The 21,016-nt window shown below is 59.4% G+C and carries 17 protein-coding genes; 6 read left to right on the forward strand and 11 right to left on the reverse strand.

What is annotated here, in order from left to right:
- The first annotated feature begins 400 nt into the window (after positions 1 to 400).
- Together JFU11_RS09590 and tadA are read left to right on the forward strand one after the other, a co-directional pair.
- On the forward strand, positions 401 to 1,777 hold the full coding sequence (locus JFU11_RS09590; RefSeq protein ID WP_123719545.1) for a multicopper oxidase family protein: 1,377 nt from the start codon (positions 401 to 403) through the stop codon (positions 1,775 to 1,777).
- On the forward strand, positions 1,777 to 2,274 hold the full coding sequence (gene tadA / locus JFU11_RS09595; protein WP_123719405.1) for a tRNA adenosine(34) deaminase TadA: 498 nt from the start codon (positions 1,777 to 1,779) through the stop codon (positions 2,272 to 2,274). The genes JFU11_RS09590 and tadA overlap by 1 nt, the downstream gene beginning before the upstream one ends.
- A gap of 120 nt (positions 2,275 to 2,394) precedes the next feature.
- On the opposite strand, the gene cmoB is transcribed toward tadA, so the two are convergent.
- The 9 genes from cmoB to JFU11_RS09640 all read right to left on the reverse strand — a co-directional run bounded on the left by cmoB (position 2,395) and on the right by JFU11_RS09640 (position 14,746).
- Positions 2,395 to 3,351: a tRNA 5-methoxyuridine(34)/uridine 5-oxyacetic acid(34) synthase CmoB gene (gene cmoB, locus JFU11_RS09600; protein WP_123719404.1), complete on the reverse strand. Its 957-nt coding sequence runs from the start codon at positions 3,349 to 3,351 to the stop codon at positions 2,395 to 2,397.
- Positions 3,348 to 4,127 carry a carboxy-S-adenosyl-L-methionine synthase CmoA gene (gene cmoA / locus JFU11_RS09605; RefSeq protein WP_177409423.1) on the reverse strand — a complete coding sequence of 260 codons (780 nt, stop codon included), beginning with the start codon at positions 4,125 to 4,127 and terminating at the stop codon, positions 3,348 to 3,350. Before cmoA ends, cmoB begins: the two co-directional genes overlap by 4 nt.
- Positions 4,128 to 4,344: 217 nt before the next feature.
- Positions 4,345 to 4,980 (reverse strand): lysoplasmalogenase, encoded by a 636-nt coding sequence (locus tag JFU11_RS09610; protein WP_201060496.1) that lies wholly within the window; start codon positions 4,978 to 4,980, stop codon positions 4,345 to 4,347.
- 2 nt (positions 4,981 to 4,982) lie between these two features.
- A complete protein-coding gene (locus JFU11_RS09615; protein ID WP_201060497.1) occupies positions 4,983 to 5,375 on the reverse strand; it encodes a protease inhibitor I42 family protein in 393 nt (130 codons plus the stop codon).
- A 204-nt stretch (positions 5,376 to 5,579) separates the two neighbouring features.
- On the reverse strand, positions 5,580 to 7,997 hold the full coding sequence (lon, locus tag JFU11_RS09620; RefSeq protein WP_123719400.1) for an endopeptidase La: 2,418 nt from the start codon (positions 7,995 to 7,997) through the stop codon (positions 5,580 to 5,582).
- Between the two features lie 744 nt (positions 7,998 to 8,741).
- Positions 8,742 to 9,119, reverse strand: coding sequence for a DUF6124 family protein (locus JFU11_RS09625; RefSeq protein ID WP_123719399.1), 378 nt, complete (start codon positions 9,117 to 9,119; stop codon positions 8,742 to 8,744).
- 568 nt (positions 9,120 to 9,687) lie between these two features.
- On the reverse strand, positions 9,688 to 12,096 hold the full coding sequence (locus JFU11_RS09630; protein ID WP_201060498.1) for a glucose/quinate/shikimate family membrane-bound PQQ-dependent dehydrogenase: 2,409 nt from the start codon (positions 12,094 to 12,096) through the stop codon (positions 9,688 to 9,690).
- A gap of 214 nt (positions 12,097 to 12,310) precedes the next feature.
- Positions 12,311 to 13,693: a carbohydrate porin gene (locus JFU11_RS09635; protein WP_201060499.1), complete on the reverse strand. Its 1,383-nt coding sequence runs from the start codon at positions 13,691 to 13,693 to the stop codon at positions 12,311 to 12,313.
- Between the two features lie 207 nt (positions 13,694 to 13,900).
- Positions 13,901 to 14,746 (reverse strand): TauD/TfdA family dioxygenase, encoded by an 846-nt coding sequence (locus JFU11_RS09640; protein ID WP_201060500.1) that lies wholly within the window; start codon positions 14,744 to 14,746, stop codon positions 13,901 to 13,903.
- A 254-nt stretch (positions 14,747 to 15,000) separates the two neighbouring features.
- Here JFU11_RS09640 and JFU11_RS09645 point away from each other — a divergent pair, with 254 nt between their 5' ends.
- Together JFU11_RS09645 and JFU11_RS09650 are read left to right on the forward strand one after the other, a co-directional pair.
- The gene (locus tag JFU11_RS09645) at positions 15,001 to 15,231 is read left to right on the forward strand and encodes a VF530 family protein (protein ID WP_007941719.1); all 231 of its coding nucleotides are present in this window, start codon (positions 15,001 to 15,003) and stop codon (positions 15,229 to 15,231) included.
- A 2-nt stretch (positions 15,232 to 15,233) separates the two neighbouring features.
- Entirely contained in the window at positions 15,234 to 15,890 is a 657-nt protein-coding gene (locus tag JFU11_RS09650) for a Pr6Pr family membrane protein (RefSeq protein WP_123719394.1), read from the forward strand.
- 169 nt (positions 15,891 to 16,059) lie between these two features.
- Here JFU11_RS09650 and JFU11_RS09655 read toward each other — a convergent pair whose 3' ends face one another.
- Positions 16,060 to 16,851 (reverse strand): siderophore-interacting protein, encoded by a 792-nt coding sequence (locus tag JFU11_RS09655; protein WP_201060502.1) that lies wholly within the window; start codon positions 16,849 to 16,851, stop codon positions 16,060 to 16,062.
- Positions 16,848 to 17,417, reverse strand: a complete 570-nt coding sequence (locus JFU11_RS09660) for a PadR family transcriptional regulator (protein ID WP_201060503.1) — start codon at positions 17,415 to 17,417, stop codon at positions 16,848 to 16,850. The genes JFU11_RS09655 and JFU11_RS09660 overlap by 4 nt, the downstream gene beginning before the upstream one ends.
- A 477-nt stretch (positions 17,418 to 17,894) precedes the next feature.
- Here JFU11_RS09660 and JFU11_RS09665 point away from each other — a divergent pair, with 477 nt between their 5' ends.
- The gene (locus tag JFU11_RS09665) at positions 17,895 to 18,386 is read left to right on the forward strand and encodes a CS1 type fimbrial major subunit (RefSeq protein ID WP_201121281.1); all 492 of its coding nucleotides are present in this window, start codon (positions 17,895 to 17,897) and stop codon (positions 18,384 to 18,386) included.
- Positions 18,387 to 18,493: 107 nt separating this feature from the next.
- Positions 18,494 to 21,016, forward strand: coding sequence for a CS1-pili formation C-terminal domain-containing protein (locus JFU11_RS09670; RefSeq protein ID WP_201060505.1), 2,523 nt, complete (start codon positions 18,494 to 18,496; stop codon positions 21,014 to 21,016).

A 21,016-nucleotide genomic window follows, 5' to 3' on the forward strand; every position in this document is an offset into this window, starting at 1 on the left:
GTTCCATAGCCACGAAGGCATTCTACGGTAGGTTTTCCCTGTTTGTCCGGTTGCTGCGCATCCCAACGGTAACAAGCTGCTTCACCGGAAGAATAGGGGGCTGATGAGCGACAAGTCGCTGGTCCACCGACCAGACGAGTGGCGGCATGATTGGGCAAGTGTGCCCTGCGGTCGGCGAAGTGCCGGCGTTGTTTATTGTCGCGGCGGTATTGGCGTTTTTTACGCCGTGCGGTGAAAGCGCGCACTGACTGCTCGACCAGTCCTCTTTTTCGAACACACGGTGGACAATCCCCACACGTTTTTTCATTCAGGATTTCTTACTGTTTCTCATCCGCAGGTGTATCGTATTCGCCTTTTGCAGGCCTCGCGCCTGTGGCTGATACGTGAGGTAGTTGAGTTCATGTCCTTTACCCGTCGCCAAATCCTCGGTGGCCTGGCCGGTCTTGTTGTCGTTGGTGTCGGAGCCGGTGGCGCGTCGCGTTACTGGTTGGGCAAAATGGCCGACGCTGATGCCGGCCACGACTATGAGCTGATCGCCGCACCGTTGGACGTCGAACTGGTGGCCGGGCACAAGACTCCTGCCTGGGCCTTTGGCCCATCGGCGCCGGGCACTGAGTTGCGCGTGCGTCAGGGCGAATGGCTGCGGGTGCGCTTCATCAATCACCTGCCGGTGGCGACCACCATTCACTGGCACGGCATCCGCCTGCCGCTGGAAATGGACGGCGTGCCGTACGTCTCGCAATTGCCGGTGCTGCCGGGCGAGTACTTCGACTATAAATTCCGCGTGCCTGACGCCGGCAGCTACTGGTATCACCCACACGTGAACAGCAGCGAAGAGCTCGGTCGCGGGCTTGTCGGCCCGTTGATTATCGAAGAGCGCGAGCCCACCGGTTTCAAATACGAAAAGACCTTGAGCCTCAAGAGCTGGCACGTCGATGAAGAGGGCGCTTTCGTAGCGTTCAGCATTCCTCGTGAAGCGGCCCGTGGCGGCACGGCGGGGGGCTTGTCGACCATCAACGGCGTCTCACAAGCAGTGATCGACTTGCCCGCCGGGCAGATCACTCGCGTACGGTTGCTCAACCTCGACAACACGCTGACGTACCGCCTCAATATCCCCGGCGTCGAAGCGCAGATCTACGCGCTGGACGGTAATCCGATTGAACCGCGCCCACTGGGCAAGGAATACTGGCTGGGTCCTGGCATGCGCATTTGCCTGGCGATCAAGGCACCGCCGGCTGGCGAAGAGTTATCCCTGCGCAATGGCCCGGTACGTCTGGGCACCTTCCGTTCAGTGGCGAACACCGATGCGCCAACCGAGTGGCCGCTAGCGCTGCCCGCCAACCCGGTGGCCGAGCCGGACCTGGCCAATGCCCAGAAACTCAACTTCAATTTTGAATGGGTAGGCTCGGTGTCGGTCAATGTCGAAAACGGCAAGCCGCCAAGCCTGTGGCAGATCAACGGCAAGGCCTGGGACATCACCGACAAGACCTGCGCCGATCGACCGATTGCCAAGCTCGAAAAGGGCAAAAGCTATATTTTCGAATTGAAGAACATGACTCAGTATCAACACCCGATCCACCTGCATGGCATGAGCTTCAAGGTCATTGCCTCGAACCGGCACAAGGTCATCCCGTACTTCACCGACACGTACCTGTTGGGCAAGAACGAGCGTGCGCAAGTGGCGCTGGTGGCGGATAACCCTGGGGTCTGGATGTTCCACTGCCATGTGATCGACCACATGGAAACCGGCCTGATGGCCGCCATCGAGGTAGCGTGATGCGTCAGATTCGCCCCGCAGCGATTATCGACCGCAGCCGTGATCGCGATTTCATGCGCGAAGCCCTGGCCCTGGCCGCTCAAGGCGCGGCGCTGGGTGAAGTGCCGGTGGGCGCGGTGCTGGTGCAGGACGGTGAAATCATCGGGCGCGGTTTCAATTGCCCGATCAGCGGCAACGACCCCAGCGCCCACGCCGAGATGGTCGCGATTCGCGCCGCCGCCCAGGCCGCCAGCAACTATCGCCTGCCGGGCAGCACGCTCTACGTGACCCTGGAGCCGTGCAGCATGTGTGCCGGGCTGATCGTGCATTCGCGGATTGCGCGGGTGGTGTATGGCGCGCTGGAGCCCAAGGCCGGGATTGTGCAGAGCCAGGGGCAGTTCTTTACCCAGGGCTTTTTGAATCATCGGGTGTTGTACGAGGGCGGGGTGTTGGCGGAGGAATGCAGCGCGGTGTTGACTGAGTTCTTCAAGGCGCGCCGAGCAAAACCTTCAGAGTAAACACCGATACCTGTGGGAGCGGGCTTGCCCGCGATAGCGGTGGTTCAGTCGACATCAATGTTTGATTTGCCGACGCCATCGCGGCCCGCTCCCACAGATTTATCTGGTGTCTGGGAGAGGCTACTTGCGGGCGACGATGACGGCACGCATCGGCGCTGGCAGCCCTTCGATCGTTTTGCTGTGATCTTCCGGGTCAAGGAAGTCGCTTAACGACTGATACTTCATCCACTCCGTCCCGCGCTGCTCCTCGACCGTGGTCACGCTCACATCCACGCAACGCACATTGCTGAACCCGGCGCGGCGCAGCCACAGTTCCAGCGCGGGCACTGATGGCAGGAACCACACGTTACGCATCTGCGCGTAACGGTCTTCGGGCACCAACACCTGCTGCTGATCGCCTTCGATCACCAGCGTCTCGAGCACCAGTTCACCGCCCTTGACCAGGCAATCTTTCAGCGCCAGCAAATGCTCGATCGGTGAGCGGCGGTGATAGAACACGCCCATGGAAAACACCGTGTCGAAGCCTTCCAGATTGGGAGGAAGATCCTCAAAGGGAAACGGCAAGTGCCAGGCATTGGGCTCGGACAGGTAACGTTGGACCGCCTGGAACTGGCAGAAGAACAGCCAGTTCGGGTCGACGCCGATCACACTGTCGGCACCGGCGCCGAGCATGCGCCACATGTAATAACCGTTGCCGCAGCCGACATCGAGGATGCGTTTGCCTTTCAGGTCCAGGTGCGGAGCTACCCGGGACCACTTCCAGTCCGAACGCCATTCAGTGTCGACATGCACGCCGAACAGGTCGAACGGGCCTTTGCGCCATGGCGATAAACCCATCAGCGCGGTGCGCATTTGCGCGCGGGTCTCAAAGTCGCAATCGGTGTCCAGTTTCAAGCCATTCAACAAGTCGACTTCGCTTGGCTGAATCTTCGGCAGCGCGTCCAGCGCACTCTGCCAGCGCTCGAGATCGCCGTGACCTTTTTCCATTTTCTTGTCGAGTTGCGCTTGCAGGGTGTTGGCCCATTCGGCCAGCGGAGTACCGGCCAGACGGCGGGCGAGGGGGGACAGATCAATCATGGCAAGGCAATCAACGAGGCAAAGTTAAGACACTGGAACCACGGCACGACTTTCGAGAACCCGGCGGCCAGCAGGCGTTCGCGGTGTTCTTCGAGGCTGTCGGGCTTCATGACATTTTCGATGGCGCTGCGCTTCTGGGCGATTTCCAGTTCGCTGTAGCCGTTGGCGCGTTTGAAGGCCACGTGCAGGTCGGTGAGCAGCGCGTGTTCTTCGGGGTCGTTGAAGCGCAGCTTCTCCGAGAGGATCAGCGCGCCACCGGGCAACAACGATTGGCGGATGCGCGAGAGCAGCGCGGTGCGCTGGTCCGGGGCGATGAATTGCAGAGTGAAGTTCAGCGCCACCACCGAGGCCGGCTGGAATTCCAGGGCAAGGATGTCGCCTTCAATCACTTCCACCGGCAGTAACTCCTGGAACATCGAGTCCTGGCCGTTGAGGTATTCGCGGCAACGCTCGACCATGGCTGCGGAGTTATCCACAGCGATGACGCGGCAACCGTCGGTGCGCACGTGACGGCGCAACGCTTGAGTCACGGCGCCCAGGGACGAGCCCAGGTCGTAGAGCACGCTGTTGGGCTGGGCGAACTGCGCGGCGAGCACGCCGAGGTTTTCCACGATGGTCGGATAACCCGGCACCGAGCGCTTGATCATGTCCGGGAACACCCGAACCACGTCCTCGTTAAAGGCGAAGTCAGGCACCTGGGTCAAAGGCTGGGCGAAAAGGCGATCGGATTCTTTGCTCACGGCGGTTCCAGCGGCGTAGGTGGAAAAGGCTGGCATTTTAGCCAAATTGACGGGGGGATGCGCGGGTTGTCTGATAAAGCGCCGGAGTGACCTCGGCCAAAAGGGAGAAACACCGTTATGGCGAGGGAGCTTGCTCCCGCTCGGCTGCGTAGCAGTCGTAATACCGGCTGATTGGGCGGGTCTGATAAAACTCGTTGAATGGGTTTGGGGCCGCTTCGCAGCCCAGCGGGAGCAAGCTCCCTCGCCACAGGATTCAGCGCGATTTTGGGTTGAACGCCGACGCCGCAATCCCCCATTGCCCCAGCCAATAGCTGAGGATGATCACGTAAGGCGCGGCATGGAATGGCATCACAAACCGGTTAATGCCAATCACACTGTCAGAAAACACAAGCGCCAGCGCGCCCGCCGCCGCCAGCAGCGCCGAGCGTTTGGGCACGTCAGTGCCGAGTCGGGCCAGGGCGCGCCAGAGCATGGCGCTGATGGCCAGCCCGTAGACGATCACCGGGATCAGCAGCGGTCCCAAACCATTGGAAATCAGAATCCCCAGCAGCACCGCACCCACGCTCAACGCGAGGATCAACGGCAGCAGCGCCAGACGCCGACAATCGCTCAAATAAGCCTTCAGATACGCCAAATGCGCGACCAAAAACGCCCCAAGGCCAAACACGAACAAATCCCCCGGCCATGCCAACAACACGTCGCCGACCAGGGAGAAAATCAAACCCAGGCTGATCCAGCGTCGATAGTCACTGGGCGGTGCATCGTGCAACCAGCCGAGCAGGGCCAACACTGGCAACGGTTTGACCAGCAAGCACAGCAACGCGGCATGCACGCTCAGGCCATACAGAAAGGTCACCGCGCCCATCAGCGCCAGAATCAGCCAGCCCACAATCAGTTAACCGCGATAGCGCAGTCGAAGGTTTTTACCGCCGGTACTTCGGGTGCCCACGGCAGTGAATAAGTCAGCCGCAAGCGGCCAGTGCCGCTGGCAAAGGCCTGGAAGCGCCAGGTTGAGATGCCGGCGCTGCCAACAATCCCGGCATCTTCCGGGTTGCTATAGACCTCGGGGCTGAGCGCACGCAACACGCCACCAGCCGAGTCCTGAATCGCCCAGCGGTAACCCGTGGTCGGGTTGCTTGGCAGGGTCAGGATCAGGTTTTGCCCGTTGTTCAGTTGCACCGGGCATTCGCTTTGTTTTTCCACGGTCACGTTCTGTTTCGATTGCGTGGCGCAAGCGCTCAGCAGGGCGAGGGCGAGGGGGATCAACAGGCGGGTGGGGGACATAAGATCAGTGGCTCCGGCATTTACGACGAACGGCGAGCATAACTGAAGATGAGACAAAGTGTGACAGCCAGACCGGGATGGCCATGAGGGATGCTGTCGTCAGTACCGACGTCATCGCGGGCAAGTCCACTCCCACAGGGATTGCGATAAACCTGTGGGAGCGGGCTTGCCCGCGATGGCGGCCGTGCAGGCACTACATAACTATCAGAACAATATCTTCGCCACATCCGCAAAGCGCTTGGCAAAGTGCACGGTAATCCCTTCTTTCAGATAATCCGGTAACTCTTCAAAGCTTCCACGGTTGGGATCCGGCAGGATCAACTCGAAAATCTTCTGCCGCCGCGCTGCAATCACCTTCTCGCGCACGCCACCAATCGGCAGTACATGCCCGGTCAGCGTCAGTTCACCGGTCATGGCCACGCCTTTTTTCGGCGACTGGTTGCGGGCGAGCGAGAGCAGGGCGCTGGCCATGGTCACGCCGGCGCTCGGGCCGTCTTTCGGTGTGGCGCCTTCCGGTACGTGGAGGTGAACGAAGGCTTCGTCGAAGAACGTCGGATCACCGCCAAATTGCTTCAGATTGGAGCTGACGTAGCTGTAGGCAATTTCTGCCGATTCCTTCATCACTTCTCCCAGTTGCCCGGTGAGTTTGAAGCCACGGTTGAGGGTGTGAATGCGCGTGGCTTCGATCGGCAGCGTCGCGCCGCCCATGCTGGTCCAGGCCAGCCCGGTGATCACGCCAATGCCGGACAGCACTTGCTCGTTGCGGAATACCGGTCGGCCGAGTGAGGCTTCCAGGTCTTTCGGGCCGAGTTTGATCACTGCTTTCGGCTCGTCGAGCAGCTTCATCACGGCCTTGCGCACCAGTTTGCCGAGGTTTTTTTCCAGCTGCCGCACCCCGGCTTCCCGGGCGTAGCCGTCGATCAAGGCTTTCAATGCGTTGTCGCTGATGCTCAGGCTGCCCTTGGATACGCCGGCTTTCTCAAGCTGTTTCGGCCACAGGTGACGCTTGGCGATCGCGACTTTCTCTTCGGTGATGTAGCCCGACAGGCGAATCACTTCCATCCGGTCCAGCAACGGGCCGGGTATTGAATCCAGGGTGTTGGCGGTGCAGACGAACAGCACTTTCGACAGGTCCAGGCGCAAATCCAGGTAGTGGTCGAGGAATTCGACGTTCTGTTCCGGATCAAGGGTTTCCAGCAACGCCGAAGCGGGGTCGCCCTGGTAGCTCTGGCCCATTTTGTCGATCTCGTCGAGCATGATCACCGGGTTCATCACTTCGACGTCTTTCAACGCGTGGACGAGTTTGCCCGGTTGTGCGCCGATGTAAGTGCGGCGGTGGCCCTTGATCTCGGCTTCGTCGCGCATGCCGCCGACGCTGAAGCGATAGAACGGCCGGCCCAGGGTTTCGGCGATGGATTTACCGACACTGGTCTTGCCCACGCCCGGCGGGCCCACCAGCAACACGATGGAGCCGCTGATCTCGCCTTTATAAGCGCCGACAGCGAGGAATTCGAGGATGCGGTCCTTGATGTCGTCGAGGCCGGCGTGGTGTTTGTCCAGCACCTTGCGTGCGTGTTTGAGGTCGAGTTTGTCCTCGCCGTACACGCCCCATGGCACCGAGGTCGCCCAGTCGAGGTAGTTGCGGGTCACCGCGTACTCCGGTGAACCGGTCTCGAGGACCGACAGTTTATTCATTTCCTCTTCGATGCGTTTCTGCGCCTGAGGCGGCAACACCTTGCCCGTCAGACGTTGCTCGAATTGCTCGATGTCGGCGCTGCGGTCGTCTTTGGTCAGGCCCAGCTCTTGCTGGATGACCTTGAGCTGTTCCTTGAGGAAGAACTCGCGCTGATGCTCGCCGATCTTGCGGTTAACTTCGGCGGAAATTTCTTTCTGCAGGCGCGCGACTTCGACTTCCTTGCGCAGCATCGGCAGGACTTTTTCCATGCGCTTGAGCATCGGCACGCAGTCGAGCACTTCTTGCAGCTCGCTGCCCGTGGCCGAGGTCAGCGCGGCGGCGAAGTCGGTCAGCGGCGACGGGTCGTTGGGGCTGAAGCGGTTGAGGTAGTTCTTCAGCTCTTCGCTGTACAGGGGGTTGAGCGGCAGCAGTTCCTTGATCGCATTGATCAGCGCCATGCCGTAGGCCTTGACCTCGTCGGTCGGCTCGGTGGGCTGATGCGGGTATTCGACTTCTACCAGGTACGGCGGGCGATGGTGTTTGAGCCAGGTTTTGATGCGTACGCGGGTCAGGCCCTGGGCGACGAATTGCAGTTTGCCGTTTTCGCGACTGGCGTGGTGGACTTTGACCAGGGTGCCGTATTCCGGCAGGGCTTTGGTGTCGAAGTGGCGCGGGTCTTCCTGGGGAGCGTCCATGAAGAACAGGGCCAGGGAGTGATGATCGGATTGGCTGACCAGTTCGAGGGTTTCGGCCCACGGCTCTTCGTTGACGATGACCGGCAGTACTTGCGCCGGGAAGAAGGGCCGGTTGTGAATCGGGATGATGTAGACCTTGTCCGGCAGGTTCTGGCCAGGCAGGGCGAGGCCTTTGCCGGTGGAGTGGTGTTCGACGTTGTCTGTTTCGGCGTATTCGCTCGTGTCTTCGGGGAATTCTTGCTGGTCGGTCATGGGGCACCTGCGCAATAGGGTATGGGTCTTAGATGGGGCAGGTGGGGGGTGGTTTCAATGGCTCTGGATATTTCAGCATGTGTGTTCAGGGTTTTGACAGGTCTTGGCGGCCTTAGGGCCGACCATGCTTTGGTTGGGTTGTGTACATATCCGTTGCTGCGGTAACGGCGGCTTATGGTTTCGCCCTTACGGCGAGTCCCTTTTGGCAAACGCCCCAAAAGGAACCAAAAGGTCTCGCCCCAAGCGTACGGCCCCTCGCTAAGGCTCGGCGTTCCTTCGCTCCGGTATCCATCTGGGGGCATCGCCCTACGGTTGGCTTCGCTTCAACCTACATGCGATGAGTTCGACTGCGTCGAACGGCGCTGCGCGCCAATCCCCAGATGAACACCTCCACTCAGCCTCCCGAAGGGGCGGGCAGATCAAGATCAAAAGCCAGATCAAAAGCGGCAGGCGAGCTAACGCTCGACCTGTTGAGTGGCGAGGGGCGGGTGTACGCCGCTCCACTGTGGGAGCGGGCTTGCTCGCGAAGGCGGCCTGACAGCCGGCCAATTTCTCTCAGACATACGCCGCCCCATTTGTAGGAGCGAGGCTTGCCCGCGAAGGCGGCCTGACAGCCAACCAATCTCTCGCAGATGCACACGGTTCAATTGTGGGAGCGAGCCTGCTCGCGATGGCGGCGTGTCAGGCGATCTCAATGTTGAATGTCAGACCGTCTTCGCGGGCAAGCCTCGCTCCTACAGGGGATTAGCTGTGTGGCGCAGGTTTTGAGATGGCAACGTTATTCAGCATCCGGTTTACCGCCAGTTCTGCCAGCATGACGATTTGTTGAATCGCCATTGCCGTGTGCCGGTGCGGCCCCTCCAGATACCCTGCAAAATCACTCGCCATCACACTGGCCTGGGCCAATGACTCACAGGTATGAACCAACAGGTCTTCGTCTTTGATATCCGGCGCAACCATATACATCGTGCTCGGTTTGCGGGCCACGGGGGATTTGAGGGCGGACGGATTGAGGTAGTGATCGAGCGCGCGGTTAGCGGCGTCGTGGAATTTTTTTGAATCGTTGGATTCGTAGGGCGAAACGTTCTCGGTTTCAGGGGGATTCGGTGTTTCTTTGAACATGATGAAGCTCCAAGTAAGTAATGGAGCTGCCACTGATCGCCGCGACGCGATGGAGGGTGGCAGCTGTACGCAGGTTCGCGGACCGAGCTACTTGGAAACTCGGCATACCCGAAGGTATCCCGCGCACAGCCACCATGAGACCAAACGACAGGAACGTCGATTGGGGCCGGTGATTATGCACCAAGTAAGCTAATTCAGGCCGCGACGCCCGGTCGCTGATTTGCAGCGACCCCCAAAGCCTATACACCGCTCTTCCGAGCGACAACCGTCAAAACCTGTCGGAAAGTTCTCAAAAAATCACCACATCTGTAGGACCTGCGCGGATATCTCTGACGACCACAATCAACTGTAGGAGCGAACTGTGACGAGGGGGCTTGCCCCCGTTGGGCTACGAAATAGCCCCAAAATCACTGATGTACCAAAGATCTGGTGAGTGCTACGCACTCAAATGGGGCAAGCCCCCTCGCCACAGTTCGCTCCTACAGGGATTTTGGATATGGCGGGGATTGCCCACAAAAAAAGGCGACCCCCTCACAGGAGTCGCCTTTGTTTTAACTGCCGCTACCGCTTATTCCGACAGTTTGTACGCAATCACATAGTCACCTTGCTTGGTGCCCAGCGATCCGTGACCGCCAGCAACAACGAGCACGTATTGCTTGCCGTCTTTGCCGGTGTAGGTCATCGGTGTGGTTTGCGCGCCGGCTGGCAGGCGGCCTTCCCACAGTTGCTTGCCGTTTTTCACATCGTAGGCGCGCAGGTACTGGTCGAGGGTGCCGCTCAGGAAGGCCACGCCACTGGCAGTGGTGAAGGCCCCGCCCAGGCTCGGTACGCCCATGCTCAGAGGGATTGGAACCGGCGAGCTGTCGCGCACGGTGCCGTTCTTGTGCATCCAGATGGTTTTGTTGGTGGTCAAATCGACCGCGGCCACGTAACCCCAGGCCGGTGCCTGGCATGGCAGGCCCATTGGCGACAGCAGAGCTTCGAGGATCACGCCGTAAGGCGCGCCTTTGTTTGGTTGCACGCCTTCGGTTTCGCTGACGCGAGGGCCTTGTTTGGCGATTTCGGCGGCCGGGATCAGTTTCGATTTGAACGCCATGTAGCTCGGGTTCACGAAAGCAATTTGACGAACCGGGTCAACCGACATGCCGCCCCAGTCGAACACGCCGAAGTTACCGGGATAAACGATCGAGCCTTGCAGCGATGGCGGGGTGAACATGCCGTCGTAACGCAGGGACTTGAAGTCGATCCGGCACAGCATCTGATCGAACGGGGTCACGCCCCACATGTCGCGTTCCTTGAGGGTCGGCGGCACGAAGTTCAGGTCGGACATCGGTTGAGTCGGCGAAGTGTGGTCGCCTTCCACTGCGCCTTGCGGCACCGGGATTTCCTTGATCGGCACGATCGGCTGACCATTGCTGCGGTCCAGCACGTAGATGCTGCCTTGCTTGGTGGACGCGAGCACCGCCGGTTTCACACCGTCTGCGGTTTTCAGGTCCATCAGGGTTGGCTGGCCACCGACGTCCATGTCCCACAGGTCATGGTGAGTGAACTGGAAGTGCCAGCGCACTTTGCCGGTGGCGATGTCCAGAGCGGTCAGGCCGGCGGCGTGCAGTTCCGATTCAGGGGTGCGCGCGCCACCGAACTGATCCGGGGTCTGGTTGCCCATCGGCAGGTAGATCATGCCGAGTTTTTCGTCGACGCTGAAGATGGACCACATGTTCGGCGAGTTGCGGGTGTAGACCTTGCCTTCGGCAATCGGCGTGGTGTCGTCCGGGTTGCCGCTGTCCCAGTTCCACACCAGTTTGCCGGTGTGCACGTCGAACGCGCGGATCACACCGCTTGGCTCGTCGATCGAAACGTTGTCGGTCACGTGGCCGCCAATCACCACCAGGTCTTTGGTGACCGCCGGTGGCGAAGTGGAGTAGTAACCGCCAGCGGTGAATTCACCGATGTTAGTCGTCAGGTCAACCTGGCCACCGTTGCCGAAGTCTTCGCACATTTTGCCGGTGTCGGCGTTCAGGGCGATCAGACGGGTGTCGGCAGTCGGCAGGAAGATCCGGCGCGGGCAGACGCTGGTCACTGGCGCGTTGGCCGTGCCGGTCGGGCTCTGCTCGGGGGCATAGGCTGCGTCATCGTGATAGGTCACGCCACGGCAGGTCATGTGCGCCCAACCCTTGAAGTTCGCCGCGTTCTGCGTGGAGAGCTTCGGATCGAAACGCCAGAGTTCCTTGCCAGTGTCTGGGTCCAGCGCGATCACCTGGCTGTGCGGCGTGCAGACATAGAGCATGCCGTTGGCTTTGAGCGGGGTGTTTTCGGCGGTGGTTTCGCCCGGGTCGTTCGGGCCAGGCAGGTCGCCGGTGCGGTAGGTCCAGGCGGGCACCAGTTTGCTGACGTTCTGCGGCGTGATCTGCGCCAGTGGCGAGTAACGATCGCCATGGGCGCTGCGGCCGTAGGAGTTCCAGTCACCATCGGGCATGGCCGGAGCGGTGTTGGTCATGCCAGGCACGGCGTCACGATCCAGTTCGCCTTTGATTTCACCCGGGTTGGTGAACAGGCTGGCCAGCGCGGCGATACCGGCGATGACCACCGCAGCGCTCAGTACACCGGTGCCGATCGGGTTGAATTCGCCGGTACGCAATGGGCGACGAAACCATGGCAGCAGCATGACGATACCAAGGGCAAAGAGCAGCGCCAGACGTGGCACCAGTTGCCACCAGTCCAGGCCGACTTCCCACAGTGCCCAGACCGTACTGGCGAACAGCACCACCGCATACAGGCTCAGCGCCGCATAACGGTCGGCCAGCAGCAGCCCCCCGGTCAGCATCAGGCCGATACCGGCCAGCAGGTAATACAGCGAGCCGCCGAGCATGCTCAGCTTGATCCCCCCGGCCAGCAAGGCCAGGCCCATTAGTAGAAGCACGATACCGAGCAAGCTCGGCAGCAGACGGCTTCGACTGAAAGCACCATCAGCGCTCATAGTGTGGTTCTCCGTGACGTTTTAAGTAGTCCCGCGCAAGTTCACTGTAGATGACGATCTGGCGCGGGCATGGTTCAGTTAAGAAAGGTGCGCGGTTAATGCAATCCCTGTGGGAGCTGGCTTGCCTGCGATGACGGTGTGTCAGTTGGCAAAAGTATCGGCTGACCCACCTCCATCGCAGGCAAGCCAGCTCCCACAGGTGTTGTGGTTTTAATTAGAAAGACGACTGGATCTTGATTCCGCCAATCAGCGCGTCATCGACCTTGTCCACGCCACCGGGGTGGCGGATGTATTGCAGGTTCGGGCGCACGGTCAGCCAGTTCGTGACGTGCACTCCGTAATAGAGTTCGGCGCTGTATTCGGTGTCTTGCGGCGGCAGGAACGACGGATCGTCGTAGTCGAAGACGGCGCGGGCCTGATTGGTGGCCTCGGCGTTCTTGCGGTAGGCCGGGTTGACGTGGACACGGGCCAGGGCAAAACCGATGTCGTCCCTGGCGCGGGCATCGAACAAGCCTTTGTAGACGACGCCAGCCTGGACGTAGTTGTCGATGGCGTTGGTCTTTTTGTCGTGCATCGTGCCGTTGGCGAACACGCTCAGGCCCCGAGAGTTGTCACTGGCGCGGCTGGTCAGCTGCTGCTGCACGCCTAGCCACACGCCGTGCTTGCTCGATGCGCTGCGATAAGCCTCGCCGCTGAGGGCTGCCGGCTGGCCGTTGCTGTCCTTGTAGACGTCGGTGGCCTTGGCATTGCTGTAGTAATAGCCGGCACGGTATTCACCCGGCAGGCCATTGAATTTTGGAGTCCAGACCAGTTCCACCGGCAGGATCGCGCCCTGCGTGCCGCTGCCGCTGAGCTTGAAGCCGTTGTCGCGATCAAGGTTGGACGGGTTTTGCTCGTAAGCCCCGACTTGCGCGTAGAGCTCCGGCGTCAGGTGATATTTGACGCGCATCGCCCACTGGCTGACCGGCCAGTTGTACCAGATGTCGCCAACCCAGTTGCCGACCTGGGAGCCGCAAAACGCCAGGTTCTGGAAGTCGCAGGGAAAGCTATTGAAGTCTTCGCCCTCGCCGAAGCGGCCGACTTTGATATCGAGCTTCTGATCGAAGAATTTCTGCTGATACCACATCTGCGTCAGGCGCCAGGTCTGGCCACGGCCCCAGACTTCCTGAGCCGAAGTGAAACCGCCAACACGCGGGTCGTTGATCCGGTCGTTGCTGATGTTGTTGCCGTTGCGTTCGGTGATGGTCAGCTGAAATTCAGCGTCGTCCCAGCCGAGAATCTTCTGCAAGTCCAGATGGGTGCCAAAGCCGAACTGGTCGCTGTAGCGAGCGGTGCGGTCATGGTCGTAGCCGCCGTGCAGGTTGCTGCCCATTTCACCGGTGTAATCGACCTTGAAGTCGTAGCCTTTTTCCGAAAGTTCGGTGCGCGTGCCGTTCCAGTCGCCGAGCATCCACGGCGAATCGCCATCGAAGGCCGGCGCAGCCTGGGTGCAGGTGGCGAGGCTCAACGCGGTGAAACCGCCGATCAGGTTCAGGGCTTTTCGACTGGCCACAGGGAGTAAGACAGCGCTGTCTCGCGGAGTTTGAAAATCAGGCATAGAGAAGGAATTCTTGGTCTTTTTCTAAAGGGGGTGAACTGAACGCAGCAGGAATGAAGCAGGGGAGAAGCGTTTCAGCTGGACGGGCGTAAGGATAATGTTCTGTTACACATAGAGAAAGAGCTTTTACTGACATGGATCATTTCGGATTTGGTAATAGTTGGTTAAAGACCGGCACCGTAGCACCGGTCGGGGCTGTGGGCGGTGTTAACCGGCATGTATCAGAGCGCGATTGATGCACCGTGGCGAGCCGTGGAGATGCACTCGCTGCAAGTGTCGGGTGCATTGCGAAGTGAACGCGCGGCGTCCATGCAACAGCGAGAAATTATCGGCAATCAGCAGGTCGCCGGGTTGCCAGGCGTGGGCATAAACGAACTGCGGATCGCACAGGCGCCGGTGCAGATCCGCGGCAAATTCGTTGATCTCTGGCGTTTCAATACCGTGATACTCCAGTGAATGACGATTGAGCACCTGGCGTTGGATGACGGGCGGTTCGCAGTAGCGCAGCACCCACTCGCGGTCTCGAGGATCATGCACCAACAGAGGCGACCGGACTTCGCCGCCATAGTGGGCGACTTTATCGATACGGTAGGTCACCTCGATTGCCTGCCATTGCGCGAGTCGCTGTGCAGGCACCTGCCGGATCAGCGCGCGGGTATTAACGAAGGTTGTCTGCCCGCCAGCCTCAGGGTGAGGTGCTTGCAGGCAGTGAAACAGCTGGAATTCCGGGACTGTCGGCATAAAGGCGCCGTCCCAGTGCAGGTGCATGTCATGGTGATCGAACACATGATCCTGCGCATCCCGGTGTTCGCGCACTTCAAGTATGTCGCCATACGAGCCTGACTGAATTTCGCCCCATTGCCTGGCGTAGTGCACCAGCGCCGTGGGGGTGTGCAAGTCATGGCTGAAGTTGCGCAGGATTACCAAGTGATGTTGTCTGGCGAGCGCGCGCAATTCGTTGATCGGCAAGCGGGACAAGGATTGCCCGCTGAAAGCCGGCATGATCGTCAGCCCGAACGGCTGATTGAGTTTTTTTTCGATGCATCCTTGCATGAAAATTCTCCTGTGGTTGTGGGTCGTTGCAGGCACTTTAGCCTGCGGCATACAACCACGTCGAAGACGCAGTTCGGAGGATGTTTTACCGGTTTTTTCCTGGGGGATATTTTGCGAATGAGCCTGCTTGCACGCAGGAGTTCTCCTACAGTTAACTCAGGATCTGTCCCGGTATTCGAACAGACACTTCCACCTGACCACACCCTCGGCTAAGGTGCGCGGCTTCCATTCCTTTCATCGCTCGAAGGCCCGGCATGACCGAACAGAACACCAACCCGCTGCACGGCGTGACGCTGGAACAGATCCTCAACGCCCTGGTTGAACACTACGAATGGTCGGGGCTGGCCGAACGTATCGATATTCGCTGCTTCAAGAGTGACCCGAGCATCAAGTCGAGCCTGACTTTCCTGCGCAAAACCCCATGGGCGCGGGAGAAGGTCGAACGCCTGTACGTGAAGCTGATGCGCACCAAGCGACCGGTCTGAGCGTGGTCATACCCTCGACGCCAGGTTCTGCCGCGAGGCGTCGTTGTGTTGCCGTGGCTGCGGTTTTGGGCTGGGCGGGCTTAACCATTCAGATGTACCTGATTCTTTACCTACGCTGGAGTGTTGCGGCCAGTCTGCTGGGTGGGCTGGTGAGTTTTTTCAGTTTTTTCACCGTGCTGACCAACACGCTGGTGGCGGTGGTGCTGACCTGTGAACTGACGTCCCGGGAATCGGCGGCGCGGCGCTGGTTTTTGCAGCCGTGGGTGAGCAGTGGAATTGCGGTGAGCATCGCCGTGGTCGGTGTGGCGTACAGCCTGTTATTACGCCATTTGTGGCATCCCGAAGGCTGGCAATGGCTGGCCGATGAGCTGATGCATGACGTCATGCCGCTGCTGTTTCTGGTTTATTGGTGGTGCTGTGTGCCCAAAGGTACGTTGCGGCTGCGGCACATTGCGGTGTGGGTGATCTATCCGCTGGTGTACTTCGGCTATGCGTTATGGCGCGGGCATCTGCTAGCGGTTTATCCCTATCCGTTCATTGATGTGGACAAGTTGGGTTATCCACAGGTGTTTGTGAATGCAGGTGGGGTATTGGCGGGGTTTGTGCTGATTGCGCTGCTGGTGGTTGGGCTGGATCGGTGGCGCACAGGTCGGAAGTGAACACTGACTGTGGCGAGGGAGCTTTGTGGCGAGGGGGCTTGCCCCCGTTCGGCTGCGAAGCAGTCGCGAAATCAGCAAACTCGGTGTGCCAGCTATCACTCCGTTGCTGGTTTTAGCGCCGCTACGCAGCGCAACGGGGGCAAGCCCCCTCGCCACATTTGATTTGTGGTTACTCCTCGTCACTGTCATCCAGTCGCCAGTAACCGACAGCTTTCACAAACTGCTCGTTCAGGCCGTGCTCATCGAGCAATACCCGGCGAATCTGCCGCGACACCTTGGACTCAGTCGCCACCCACGCATACAGATTGCCATCGGGCACCTCGATCTGTTGCACGGTGGTCAGCAGGTTATTCCTGCCACCTTCACGCAGTACCCAAATCACATCGACCTGCGCTGCGCTTTCCAGGCGTTGTTGTTCGGCGCCGTTCTCCACTTCCACGATCACCAGTGCACACCGATTGGCAGCCAGGCCTTCGAGGCGGCGGGCGATGGCGGGCAGGGCGGTTTCGTCGCCGATCAGCAGGTAGCTGTCGAAGATGTCCGGCACGATCATCGAGCCCCGGGGCCCGCCGATGTGCAGGAACTGGCCGGGTTTGGCCTGCTCGGCCCAGGTCGAGGCAGGGCCATCGCCGTGCAGCACGAAGTCGATGTCCAGCTCCTGCGTGTCCAGGTCGTAACGACGAGGTGTGTAGTCACGCATCGCGGGCATCGGTCCGTTGTCCTTGCCAGCACCGAGTACCAGCGTTTCCAGCGCCGCGTGTTCCGCTGCATTTTGTGGGAACAGCAGTTTGACGTGGTCGTCCGTTCCGAGGCTGACGAAGCCAGCCAGCTCTGGGCCACCCAGGGTAATCCTGCGCATACGCGGGGTCAGGTCGACCACTCGCAGTACTTGTAGACGACGGCGTTTGATCTCGTGGCTGACACGGTGAATGGATTGGGATGGCACGATAACGTCGGTCATTCGGCGTTCTCCGAAGTAGATGGAACGGCGGGGCCGTCGACGATGGCTTTGGCCGTGTTGTTGAGCAGGTCGCGTACCCGCAGGATTTCTTCCGGGCTCCAGCGACCATGGTGCATTTGCAAGGCATGGCGCAGGTTGTGCACCGCTTCGTGAATTTCGGCGGGACGGTCATGGCCACGCAACGAGCGCTTACTGACTTCGATACGCATGCGTACGCCGTCCAGGGCAATCGCTTGTTCACTTAAAGACAGACGTCCGGCGTCGGTGATGCTGTAGCGTTTTTTTCCGCCCTCGGCATCGCCCAGGATCATTTCGCTTTCTTCAAGGAAGGTCAGGGTCGGGTAGATCACGCCGGGGCTGGGGCTGTAGGCGCCGTCGAACATGCTTTCAATCTGGCGGATCAAGTCATAGCCATGGCACGGCTGCTCGGCGATCAGCGCCAGCAGCAATAATTTCAGGTCACCGGGGGCGAACACCCGTGGCCCGCGTCCACCGCGCTCGCGGCCGGGTCCTGGGCGTTTCTCGAAGCCGTCGCGGCCGTCGTGGGGGGAATGATGGTCTCTCATTTTTGCTTTCTCTCGTCGTGTTTAGATACAACTTAAGATATATCTTAAGGCGTGAGCAAGACGTTTTTTGGGAGCCGTTCAGTCCGCCGACAAGCGGTGCATGGGTTGGCAACCTGACTTTTTCTTTCGAAAACAGGACTGGAAAGTTAAAGTTATCGCTCTATTAGTGTCGTACCCTCTATTCTATAAGCCCTGAAGTCCCGTGTTGTATAGTTAAAACTGCTGTATGGTTTTTTTAATAAAACTGTATGTAGGGCATAACTTACAGTCGATGTTTTGTATTTTGCTTTTTTGTTCTTTTTTCTTGCTTGTCATGAGGGTGTTTAACTACGTGATCATCGGAAGTTACTTGCTTACTTTCCAGAGCGAACAGCCGATCATGCCTCGGCGTTGAAAGTTCAAATCAACACGAGCCCTTACCGGTGTGCGTTGTGTGGATTTTCAATGAATCGATCCTTTCAAGAAGACAGGTACTGAATGATGTTCAAAAAATTCTCGATTGCCGCTCCACTGGCTGTTTTGGCTCTGAGTTCTTCCGCCGTGTTTGCCGCGAGTGAAGCCCGTCACTCGATCAGCTTGGTGGCTGATGTGCCGGGCAACGGCTTCTATGTAGTCCCGGCCGATCCGGACCTGGTCAACAAGGATCAGGACATGAGCTATAGGCCCACTACCGGAAAAATGGGCGAGGTCAACGGCTTCTTTGACATGATCAACAATAATGGGTCTGTGCATGCCAGCCTTGAAAGCGTACCGCAGCTGTACTCTGGTTCTAGCGCGATCAATCTGCAAGTGGCGGTTAATGGTGTAGTCCTCACCACGACTCCGCAAATGGTGGTTGGCGAGACCGAGTCGAACGTCAACTTCCGTGCCCCACTCAATATCAAGGCTATTAGCCCCAATATTGCGCCCGGGTATTACACCGGCGCAGTCACCATGACGTTCGACGCTGTTCCCCCTGTTGCTCTTTGAACTTGATCAGGAGTCATAAGCGCTTACTTGCTTAAGTAACGTGACCGGCCGGCATGCTTCCATCTGTCGGTCGGGATTCAACTTCTTCGTAATCAGAGTACCTGTTCATGTTCCCGATGACGCCCATCGCGGCAGCGCTTGCGTTGCTGTTATGTAGCAGTGCATTTGCGGCGCCCACTTCCGTTGATAATACGCCGCGAAGTTTGCTGGCTCAGGCCAAAGGCTTGCCGGCAGAGTTTGAGGAGCATTTCTTTGATGTTCCGCTGGCGGTTCGGGTAGAGCTCGATCAACAACCGCTCGGCGAGGCAATGGTTGTGTTGTCCCGTGATGACCGCGTGACGTTGCTCGATTTCACCGATACCAGCGAAAGCCGATTCGGCGCAAGTGAGCGCGAGACCTGGGCCGATATCCTCAAACCCGGTGTGGCGCTGGGCAGCTGCACAGGTCAATGCCCGGAGCAAATGCTGGCGGTTCACTACAACCTCGAAAATTCATTGGTATCGATCGTCACCGAAAACGCTGAGCGCGATTTGGATGCCAAGCGTTACTACGACCAACCCGAAGGTGGCAGCAGCGGCCTGATGGTGCGCAATCAGCTCAACCTCAATGGGGGGCAGGATCAGGATCTGGGCGGTCGTTTCGGCCTCGAAGCCAGCGCCAGCCTGGGCAGTTGGAGCCAGACGTTCAACATGCAACTGGCTCGCCTCGGCGGGCCGGACGAGAAGCTATATCACGCAGTTCACGAGCTCTACACCCAGCGTGAATTGCCCGGCAGTTTCGTTCGCCTGGGCTACTTCACCCCCAATTCCGAAGGCCTGACGCGTCAGCCCCGTTCGTTCGGCACCAGTCCCGACACAGCCGTCGGCTTGATGTACGGCAGTTCCGACAGCCTGGCGATCGACAGTTCCCGGCCCAGCGTGTACCCGGTTTATGTGACCGCGAACCGCCAGGCGTCCGTGGAGATTTTCCGCGATGGCCTGTTGATCAATACCCAATCGGTGCCTGCCGGTTTGCAAACCCTCGACACTCGCCCGTTGCCCGGTGGCATTTACGAGGTGGAAGTACGGCTGATCGAGGACGGTCAAACCACCTCGAGTACTCAGGAGCTGATCTACAAACCGAACAACTGGCGCAACCTCGATGAGCGCTGGCGCTACAACCTGTTCGCCGGGCAGGAAACCAAACTGCTCAGCAACTGGGATCAACAGGCCAGCGGCGATTCGACTGCTGGCGCGTCGCTCAACTACCTGCTGCACCCGCGAGTGATTCTCGGGCTGTCGGCCCGTCAGGTGCGGGAAAAACTGCAATACGGCAGTTCCATCGACTGGACGTTGGCGAACAGCACCAGCCTCTATGCCAATCTTTACCAGACCGAAGATCACGGCACCGGCGCCGATCTGCAGGGGCTCTACAACTATGGCTCCGGCAGCCTGGTGATCAGCCACAACCGCAGTTGGCTCGACACCCGCAACAGTTACGACACGCTGCCTGACGGTACTCGGGTACGTCAGCGCAATGTGTTCACCGGCCAGACCAGCAATTCATCGCTGGCGCTGAACCATCGCATCAGCCGCAAGAGTTCACTCAATGCTCGGGTGTCCCACAGTGACGGCAACACCGAAGGCGTGGGTGTGGATCTGGGCTGGTCGCAACGCACTGTGATGTTCGGCAGCGACGCCAACTGGCGCCTGTCGCTGTTTGATCGTCCTGGCAGTTACAGCAGTGGCGATGCGCGCAATCGCGGGGTCGACCTGAGCATCAACATGGCGCTGGGCGGGCCGGACCAGCAGGTTTCCGGCAGCATCGGCACTCGCACTGCGCGGAATGGCAGCCGCGACAACAACGCCTCGATCGGTTACCGCAAGACCCTGCGGGACCACGTTTTGCAGAACGTCTCGGTGACGGCGCTCACCGACACTTACGGCATTGGTCTGTCGAGCCTGGCGAACTTTCGTACTGACGCGGTCAATGGCGACGGCTTCGTCCAGCGCTCGTCTTATAACGGCAACTTCACCGGTGGCCTGAATCTGGACAGCACGCTGATCGTTGGAGGCCAACGCATGACGTTGACCAGCCAGCATCAGGGTCGTGGTGCCGGGATGATCGTCGATGTCGAGTCCGATATCGATGGCATTGCCTTGCGCGCCGATGATTTGAGCGGTGGCAGCGCGGCGTTGCGCCCAGGGCGCAACTTCATTCCGATTACCGCCTACAGAAACGGCTCGGTGAGCTTCGACTTCGAAGGCAATCACGCGCCGGCGGCCAGCATCGAACCGGCGCGTACCCGCTATCACCTGAACAAGGGAGGCGTCGAGTACCGCAAGGTGCGAGTGATGAAAACCCTCACCGTGCTGGGCCGTCTGCTCGACGCACAAGACCAGCCGCTCAAGGGCCACCACGTGATCAACCACGCCAGCCGTGGGGTCAGTGAGGTCGATGGGTTCTTCTCGATGGAAATGAATGCCGGCTCTCCAACCCTGGAAGTTCGTTATGCCGACCAGTTGCTGTGTCAGTTCCGACTCGATGTGGATAGGCACCGCAGTGAAAACGATGTGCTGATGATCGGTGATTTGCGTTGTTCGCCGGACACCTTGGCAGACGCTACTTTCAAGGACGCTACGGCGAGCTGA

Source organism: Pseudomonas sp. TH37 (assembly GCF_016650735.1).
In the GTDB taxonomy this organism is placed as follows: domain Bacteria; phylum Pseudomonadota; class Gammaproteobacteria; order Pseudomonadales; family Pseudomonadaceae; genus Aquipseudomonas; species Aquipseudomonas farris.